At 73.9% G+C, this 6,911-nt stretch carries 6 protein-coding genes; 5 read left to right on the top strand and 1 reads right to left on the bottom strand.

Annotated elements, in window-relative coordinates; translation table 11 throughout:
• From M8H82_RS27275 to M8H82_RS27255, 5 genes are all read left to right on the top strand, one after another.
• A partial coding sequence (locus M8H82_RS27275; RefSeq protein ID WP_250077700.1) for a class F sortase occupies positions 1–567 on the top strand: 567 nt, incomplete at its 5' end.
• A gap of 175 nt (positions 568–742) precedes the next feature.
• Positions 743–2,092, top strand: coding sequence for an ABC transporter ATP-binding protein (locus M8H82_RS27270; RefSeq protein WP_250077699.1), 1,350 nt, complete (start codon positions 743–745; stop codon positions 2,090–2,092).
• A 19-nt stretch (positions 2,093–2,111) separates the two neighbouring features.
• Positions 2,112–2,579 carry a DUF3574 domain-containing protein gene (locus M8H82_RS27265; RefSeq protein WP_250077698.1) on the top strand — a complete coding sequence of 156 codons (468 nt, stop codon included), beginning with the start codon at positions 2,112–2,114 and terminating at the stop codon, positions 2,577–2,579.
• Between the two features lie 162 nt (positions 2,580–2,741).
• A complete protein-coding gene (locus M8H82_RS27260; RefSeq protein WP_250077697.1) occupies positions 2,742–4,127 on the top strand; it encodes an aldehyde dehydrogenase family protein in 1,386 nt (461 codons plus the stop codon).
• Between the two features lie 14 nt (positions 4,128–4,141).
• Positions 4,142–5,224, top strand: coding sequence for a Zn-dependent alcohol dehydrogenase (locus M8H82_RS27255; protein ID WP_250077696.1), 1,083 nt, complete (start codon positions 4,142–4,144; stop codon positions 5,222–5,224).
• Between the two features lie 614 nt (positions 5,225–5,838).
• On the opposite strand, the gene M8H82_RS27250 is transcribed toward M8H82_RS27255, so the two are convergent.
• Positions 5,839–6,870 carry a DMT family transporter gene (locus M8H82_RS27250; RefSeq protein WP_374211701.1) on the bottom strand — a complete coding sequence of 344 codons (1,032 nt, stop codon included), beginning with the start codon at positions 6,868–6,870 and terminating at the stop codon, positions 5,839–5,841.
• Positions 6,871–6,911 lie beyond the last annotated feature (41 nt).

The raw sequence follows: 6,911 nt of genomic DNA, 5'->3' as shown, positions 1-6,911 counted from the left end.
ACCTCCCGGCGGCCGGCCGCCCAGGCGCCGCGGACCCCCGCGGCGAAGGCCGCCCCCCGCCCCCGGCCCGTCGCCCGCCCCCTCCCGCGCTCCCGGGCGACCCGCCTGTCCATCGGCTACCTCGACATCGACGCCCCGGTCATGGACCTGCGCCTGGACCGTCAGCACCGGCTGCCCGCACCCCCCGACGACGACCCCAACCTGGTCGGCTGGTACGCCGACGGGCCGACGCCCGGCGAACCCGGCACCGCCGTCGCCGTGGGACACCTCGACACCGACACCGGCCCCGCCGTCTTCTCCGGACTCACCGAGCTGCGCCGTGGACGCACGGTGGAGATCCGGCGCGCCGACGGACGGACCGCCGTCTACGTCGTCGACGCGGTCAAGACGTACGAGAAGGACCGGTTCCCCAGCGTCGAGGTGTACGCCGCCCGGGCCCGCCCCGAACTGCGGCTGATCACCTGCGGCGGGAACTACGACCGCAGGACCGGATATTCGGGCAACGTCGTGGTCTTCGCGCATCTCGTGAAGGTCCGTGAGGCCCCGGCCGCCCCCGCCCGGCGCTGAATTCGGACGTCCGCTTTCTCACTTGCTGGACGGCCGCGTCCGATCATGCCCATTCTCTTCCCCCGGCCGCCTACATTCCGTTAACTTCCGTGACCCACAGGCCCCGTACGACCCGCACGGGGTGTCAAGCCGCGGAGTACCAGGGCCGCCGACGTAGCCCCCGGGGGCACCCCTCATGACACGCGCCATCTCTCTGCACGACGTGAGCAAGAGTTACACCAAGGGCGTCCGCGTGGTGGACCGGCTCACGTTGGACATCGAGCCCGGCGAGTTCCTCGTCCTGCTCGGCCCCTCGGGCTGCGGCAAGTCGACGGTGCTGAGAATGATCGCCGGACTCGAGGAGATCGACGAGGGCGAGCTCCGACTCGACGGCGAATGGGCCAACGACCTGCCCCCGTCCGGCCGGGACATGGCGATGGTCTTCCAGAACTTCGCCCTCTACCCGAGCATGACCAGCCGCGACAACATCGGCTTCCCGCTGCGCATCGAGACCCCCGGCGAGGACCCCCGCCCCCGGGTCGACGCCACCGCCCGCATGCTCGGGATCGAGGACCTGCTCGACCGGCTGCCCGCCCAGCTCTCCGGCGGCGAACGCCAGCGCGTCGCCATGGGCCGGGCCATCGCCCGCCACCCCTCCGCCTTCCTGATGGACGAGCCGCTGTCCAACCTGGACGCCAAGCTCCGCAACCATCTGCGCGCCGAGATCACCAAGCTCACCCGCGAACTGGGCGTCACCACGGTCTACGTCACCCATGACCAGGGCGAGGCCATGTCGCTCGGCGACCGGGTCGCCGTCCTGCGCGGCGGGGTGCTCCAGCAGATCGGCACCCCGCGCGAGGTCTACGCCCTGCCCCGCAACGTCTTCGTCGCCGCCTTCATCGGCATCCCCCGCATCAACCTGCTGCGCGGAGTCGTCCGTGCCCCGCTCGACGGGGCGATGACCATCAGCCTCGGCAAGCAGTACCTGCGGCTGCCCGAACCCCTCTCCCAGGACCACCAGTTGCTCCGGGTCCAGCAGGGGCGCGAGGTCATCGTGGGCCTGCGCTCGGAGTCCGTGCGGATCGCCAAGCCGGCGGACGCCCGGCCGGGAGAGGTGCTGATCACCGGGCTGGTGGAGCACGTCGAGTTCCAGGGCCACGAGGTGCTCGTCCACTTCAACACCGGATCCCGCCCGGCCGTCGTGCCCGAGCTGGAGGCCCCCCGGCCGCTGGGCAGGGTGCGGCGGCGCAGGCGGGACGGCGGCACCGTGCTGAACCGGCTCCGGGAGCGGGCGGGCGCGCTGCGGGCCGGGTCGGTGGGGGTGCTGGAGGAGCCGCGCGACACCGGCCCCGCACGCCCCTCCGAGCCCGTGCCGCCCGAGGGCCGGCTGCCCGGCGACCTGATCGTCCGCACCACCCCCGACATCGACCTCCGGCACGGCATGCAGGTGCCGCTGCTCGTCGACATCGCCCATCTGTTCGTCTTCGACCAGCACGGCGAACGGATCTGCCCGACACCGGCGCGGCTGCCGGACCTGGAGGAGTAGGGGCCGTAAGGGATGGGGCATGAACCCTCCCATGACACCCACCCTCACCCGCGGCCGCGCCGTCCTGGTGACCGCCGGCCTCCTGCTCGCCGTGGCCGCCCCCACCGCCTACGCCACCCTCGACGACGGTGAGGCCGCCGCCGTCCCGCAGCGGGGCGAGCCCTACGTGGAGAGCCGGCTCCTCTTCGGCACCGAACGCCCGGGCGGCGGCCCGGCCGTCACCGACGAACAGTTCATGGGCTTCGTCGACGAGGAGGTCACCCCCGACTTCCCGGACGGCCTCACCGTCCAGACCGGCCGCGGCCAGTGGCGGGACGCGAGCGGCACGATCGAGAAGGAGCGGTCGTACGAGCTGATCCTGCTGTACCCGGTCGAGGCGGCGCGGACCAGTGACCGCAAGATCGAGGAGATCCGCCGGGCCTACGAGAAGGAGTTCGGCCAGGAGTCCGTGGCCAGGGTGGACGACCGGGCGAGGGTCGACTTCTGAGCCCCTTCGGGGCAGGGTGAGCCGTGCCACGGCGGCAGCCCTGGTGCCATAAAACTATCGGCGCTAGTTTAGGGGCGGTTCGCTGACGCCGGTAAGGGGCGCGGGGAACTGCGCGACCAGCCCCCACGCACCCGCAGCCGCAAGACGCCCGGAAGGAACCCGATGAAGGCACACGACGGCTTCTACATCGACGGAGCCTGGCACCCCGCAGCCGACCGGGGCGCGATCGACGTCGTCAACCCGGCCGATGAGCAGATCATCGCCCAGGTCCCCGCGGCCGGCGCCGAGGACGTGGACAAAGCCGTACAGGCCGCGCGCAGTGCCCTCGCGGGCTGGGCCGCGACGTCGCCCGCCGACCGCGCGGAGCGTCTCGCCGCCCTGCGGGACGTCCTCGCCGCCCGCAAGGACGAGATCGCCGAGACGGTCACCGCGGAGCTCGGCTCGCCGCTCGCCTTCTCCCAGGCGGTCCACGCCTCCGTACCGATCGCGGTCGCGGGCTCGTACGCCGAGCTCGCGGCGACGTACGCCTTCGAGGAGAAGGTCGGCAACTCCACCGTCCTGCACGAGCCGATCGGCGTGGTCGCCGCGATCACCCCCTGGAACTACCCGCTCCACCAGATCGTCGCCAAGGTCGCCCCCGCGCTCGCCGCGGGTTGCACGGTCGTCCTCAAGCCCGCCGAGGACACCCCGCTGACCGCCCAGCTCTTCGCCGAGGCGGTGCACGAGGCCGGGGTGCCGGCGGGCGTCTTCAACCTGGTCACCGGCCTCGGCCGGGTCGCGGGCCAGGCCCTCGTCGAGCACCCGGGCGTCGACCTGGTCTCCTTCACCGGCTCCACGGCCGTCGGCCGGCAGATCGCCGCGACGGCCGGCGCCGCGGTCAAGAAGGTCGCCCTCGAACTCGGCGGCAAGTCCGCCAACGTCATCCTGCCGAGCGCCGACCTCGCCAAGGCGGTCAACGTCGGCGTCGCCAACGTGATGTCCAACTCCGGGCAGACGTGCAGCGCCTGGACCCGCATGCTCGTGCACACCTCCCAGTACGACGAGGCGGTCGCCCTCGCCACCGCCGCCGCCGCGAAGTACGGGGAGCGCATCGGTCCGGTGGTGAACGCGCGGCAGCGCGAGCGGGTGTGCGGCTACATCGACCAGGGGGTCGCCGAGGGCGCCCGCATCGTCGCGGGCGGCACCGAATCCCCGCGCGAGCAGGGCTACTTCGTCAGCCCGACGGTCTTCGCCGACGTCACCCCCGAGATGACGATCGCGCAGGAGGAGATCTTCGGCCCGGTCCTGTCGATCCTGCGGTACGAGGACGAGGACGACGCCCTGCGCATCGCCAACGGCACCGTCTACGGCCTCGCGGGGGCGGTGTGGGGCGACGAGACGGAGGCGGTCGCCTTCGCCCGCCGGATGGAGACCGGCCAGGTCGACATCAACGGCGGCCGTTTCAACCCCCTCGCCCCCTTCGGCGGTTACAAGCAGTCGGGCGTCGGCCGGGAGCTCGGCACGCACGGTCTCGCCGAGTACCTCCAGACCAAGTCCCTTCAGTTCTAGAGGAGTTCACCGCCATGGTTCGCGCCGCTGTCCTGCCCGCCGTGGGCGCTCCGCTGGAGATCGCCGAGATCGACCTGCCGGACCCGGGCCCCGGCCAGGTCCGCGTCCGGCTCGTCGCCGCGGGCGTCTGTCACTCCGACCTCTCGCTGTCCAACGGCACGATGCGCCTGCCCGTCCCCGCCGTCCTCGGCCACGAGGGCGCGGGCACGGTGGTCGCGGTCGGCGAGGGCGTCACCCGGGTGGCACCGGGCGACGCGGTCGTCCTCAACTGGGCCCCCGCCTGCGGCAGCTGCCACGCCTGCACCCTGGGGGAGATCTGGCTGTGCGCCAACGCCCTGAGCGGCGCCGCCCATGTCTACGCCCATCGCGCCTCCGACGGCACCGACCTCCACCCCGGCCTGAACGTGGCCGCGTTCGCCGAGGAGACGGTCGTCACGGAGTCCTGCATCCTGCCCGCCCCCGACGGCGTCCCGCTCACCGAGGCGGCCCTGCTGGGCTGCGCGGTGCTCACCGGCTACGGCGCCGTCCACCACGCCGCGCAGGTGCGCGAGGGCGAGACGGTGGCCGTGTACGGCGTCGGCGGGGTCGGCCTCGCCGCGCTCCAGTCGGCCCGGGTCGCCGGCGCCTCGCGGATCGTGGCGGTGGACGTCTCCGCGGCCAAGGAGGAACTGGCCCGCGCGGCCGGGGCCACCGAGTTCCTCATCGCCTCGGAGACCACCGCCCGCGAGATCCGGGGCCTGACCGGCAAGCAGGGCGTGGACGTGGCGATCGAGTGCGTGGGCCGCGCGTCCACCATCCGCACCGCCTGGGACTCCACCCGCCGCGGCGGCCGTACGACGGTGGTCGGCATCGGCGGCAAGGACCAGCAGGTCACCTTCAACGCCCTGGAGATCTTCCACTGGGGCCGCACCCTGTCCGGCTGCGTCTACGGCAACGCGGACCCCGCGCGGGACGTCCCGGTGCTGGCCGAACACGTCCGCGAGGGACGCCTGGACCTCGGAATGCTGGTGACCGAGCGGATCGGCCTCGAGGACATCCCGGCGGCCTTCGACAACATGCTGGCCGGAAAGGGCGGCCGGGCGCTGGTGACGTTCTGACCGCCCGGGGGAGCGCCGGCCAAGTCGGCCTCACCCCGTCCGGCGGAGCCTGGGGCAGCGCCGGTTCAGCCGGTCCCGCCCCGTCCGGCGGGAGCCCGGTGGAGTGCCGGTCTAGCCAGTCCCGCCCCGTCCGGCGTTTGACGACAAGGCCGGAGCAGCGGCGACCGGGAGCCAGGGGGCGCCACCCGGGCCTCCAGGGCGATCGGGGCCGTCGGCACTTCCTGTGCTGACGGCACGCCAGGCCTTCCGGCGCCCCCTGCCCTGGCGGCTCCATCCAGGGTTCCGGCGCCCCCTGCCCTGGCGGCTCCACCCAGGCTTCCGGCACCCCCTGCGCTCGCGGCCCCGACCCCAGCCGGGCCTCGCGGCGTCACCGGGGCCCTCCGGCGCTCCTTGCGTTCGCGGCGCCCTGGGCCCTGGCCCCAGCCGGGCCTCCGGCGCGACCGGGGCTTCCGGCACCTCCTGCGCTTGTGCCGCCACCAGGGCCCGCGGCACTCCCTGCGTTCGCGGCACCCCCGGCCCCGGCCCCAGCCGGGCCTCCGGCGCGACCGGAGCCTCCGGCACTCCCTGCGCTCGCCGCGCGACCGCGGCCTTGGCGCTCCCTTGTGCTTGCGGCGTCACTGGGGCCCGTGGCACTCCTTTGCACTCGCGGCGTCACCGGGGCCCGCGGCCCTCCCTGCGCCCTCAGCACCACCCGCACCACCCGCACCCTTGGGCGCACCCAGGCCCTCGGCGCCCCCGGTACCCCCGGCACCCCCCGCCCCCGAAGCCGCCCGGGACCGCGACACCGCCACCCCGAGCAGGCACAGTGCCCCGCCCGCCAGCGTCAGGGCCCCCGGTACCTCGCCCAGGGCCAGCCACGACATCAGCACGACCAGCGCGGGGACCGCGTACGTCGTCGCGCCCATCCGGCCGGCGGTCGTCCGGGCCAGGGCGTACGCCCACGTCGTGAAGGCGAGCGCGGTCGGGAAGACGCCCAGGTAGACCATGTTGAGCGTGGCCGACATCGGCGCCTTCGCCGCTTCCCCCACCAGCTGACCGGCGAACGGCAGGCACAGCACCGCGCCCACCAGGCATCCGAACGTCGTCACCTGCAAGGGGCTCGCATGCGCCAGGGCCGGCTTCTGCGCGACGACGCCCCCGGCGTACCCCACCGCCGCCAGCAGGCACAGCACCACACCGAGCGGTGACGATCCGCCCCCGCCGGACATCGACAGCCCCACGGTCACCGCCCCCGCGAAGGACACCGCCATCCCGGCCAGCAGCCGCGGCGGCATGACGTCCCCGAGCAGCCGGGCCCCGAGCAGCGCGATGAGGATCGGCCCGATGTTCACCACCAGCGCCGCGGTACCGGCGTCGACCTCCTGTTCGCCCCAGTTCAGGGCCACCATGTAGAACCCGAACCACAGCACCCCGGATATGCCGATGCCCCGCCACGCAGGCCGCGGCGGCCACCCCTCGCGCCGGACGAGGCAGATGGCCCCGAGCACCAGCGCCCCGGCCAGCAGCCGCCCCAGCGCCAGCGCGCCCGGCGAGTACGCGGAGCCCGCGCTGCGGATCGAGACGAAGGCCGAGGCCCACAGGACGACGGTGACGGTGGCGGCAGCGGCGGCGAGCAGGTCGGTCCGGCGGTCGGCGGCGTTCATCATGCTCCAGAGGCTAGGCGGGCCGGTTTCCGAGGGTTCGCGGA

The organism is Streptomyces sp. YS415 (assembly GCF_023544665.1).
In the GTDB taxonomy this organism is placed as follows: Bacteria; Actinomycetota; Actinomycetes; order Streptomycetales; family Streptomycetaceae; genus Streptomyces.
Note: the sequence above shows the minus strand (reverse complement) of the source record. Positions and strands in the feature narration are given on the sequence as shown.

Coding starts and splice junctions, on each gene's coding strand:
- M8H82_RS27270 (WP_250077699.1), top strand. CDS start 743: ATGACACGCGCCATCTCTCTGCACGACGTGAGCAAGAGTTACACCAAG.
- M8H82_RS27265 (WP_250077698.1), top strand. CDS start 2,112: ATGAACCCTCCCATGACACCCACCCTCACCCGCGGCCGCGCCGTCCTG.
- M8H82_RS27260 (WP_250077697.1), top strand. CDS start 2,742: ATGAAGGCACACGACGGCTTCTACATCGACGGAGCCTGGCACCCCGCA.
- M8H82_RS27255 (WP_250077696.1), top strand. CDS start 4,142: ATGGTTCGCGCCGCTGTCCTGCCCGCCGTGGGCGCTCCGCTGGAGATC.
- M8H82_RS27250 (WP_374211701.1), bottom strand. CDS start 6,870: ATGATGAACGCCGCCGACCGCCGGACCGACCTGCTCGCCGCCGCTGCC.